Annotated in this window: 2 rRNA genes; both read left to right on the top strand. The window is 49.4% G+C overall.

Annotation, left to right across the window (positions count from 1 at the left end):
* Positions 1-205: ribosomal RNA gene (locus tag GMES_RS21970) — 23S ribosomal RNA — on the top strand; the annotation flags it as partial.
* A 173-nt stretch (positions 206-378) separates the two neighbouring features.
* Positions 379-494, top strand: a 5S ribosomal RNA gene (rrf, locus tag GMES_RS21965).
* The last annotated feature ends 837 nt before the right edge of the window (positions 495-1,331 follow it).

Below are 1,331 nucleotides of genomic sequence, written 5' to 3'. Positions count from 1 at the left end.
ATGCCAATAGCATTGCCCGGTAGCTACGTTCGGAATCGATAACCGCTGAAAGCATCTAAGCGGGAAGCGAGCCCCAAGATGAGTCATCCCTGGCAGTTTAACTGTCCTAAAGGGTTGTTGAAGACTACGACGTTGATAGGCAGGATGTGGAAGCGTTGCAAGGCGTTAAGCTAACCTGTACTAATTGCCCGTGAGGCTTAACCATACAACGCCCAAATGACTTTTTAAAAGTTTGAACGTTGTTTGTATGACAAGTATTTGAATCAAGAGTAAGACTAAAGAGATTTAGCGATGATTACAGCCCGACCTTAACAGGAACGGCATCAGCTTTTTACATATTGATTTATTGAGCTCAAGCTTGATAGATAACAGTTTATGTCTGGCGGCCATAGCGATGCGGCCCCACCTGATCCCATCTCGAACTCAGAAGTGAAACGCATTAGCGGCGATGGTAGTATGGGGTTTCCCCATGCGAGAGTAGCACACTGCCAGACTCCCATTTAGAATGAAGCCACCTTAATCGGGTGGCTTTTTTCGTTTCTGCGCTATAGAAAAATCAAAGGCTATCTAAACAACAATCATAAGGTGGCTTCATCCTAAGCGCTGTCGCGCAAGGCTACCCCCATATAGAGAAACCAAATCCATCGAATGTCATGCAATGGCAGAGAAAATATCAAGCTGCTCGTTGCCACCCATCCATGGGGCTAACTCCAGTGCAGCATCCATGCTGCCCGTTCAGACGGGCAAAGCTTCGCTTCGCAAAAGCCTCCGTCTTCACCCCCATGCGGCAACCGCGTTGCGACAGCCGCGTTGCGACAACTGCGCTGCGAGACAACGCGGTTGCCGGAAGACAACGCTAAACTCCCATTTAGAATGAAGCCACCTTAACCGGGTGGCTTTCTTCGTTTCTGCGCTATAGAAAAATCAACTATAGCCACAATCACATTCCAAAGCTTGTTAACGTAGTAGACGGCTAGGTGTCATACTTCCCTGTAGCTGAGTCCAGCCCGACATCCATGTCGGTCGTTCAAACGGCTGGAGTGGTGCTTCAGAAAGCTCCGTTTTCACCCATCGAAGGTATTCAACTCTAGCGCTTTGCTTGAAAACTGAAGGACAACCCATCCCTGGTGTTGCGCACCAGCCATTCATCCATGAATGTCGTTCAGACGGGCAAAGCTTCGCTTCGCAAAAGCCTCCGTCTTCACCCCCATGCGGCAACCGCGTTGCGACAACTGCGCTGCGAGACAACGCGGTTGCCGGAAGACACCGTCAGACTTCCATTTAGAATCAAGCCACCTTAATCGGGTGCTTTTTTCGTTTCTGCGCTACAG

This window comes from Paraglaciecola mesophila KMM 241 (assembly GCF_000315015.1).
In the GTDB taxonomy this organism is placed as follows: Bacteria; Pseudomonadota; Gammaproteobacteria; order Enterobacterales; family Alteromonadaceae; genus Paraglaciecola; species Paraglaciecola mesophila.
This window is presented reverse-complemented; position numbering and strand designations above follow the sequence as displayed.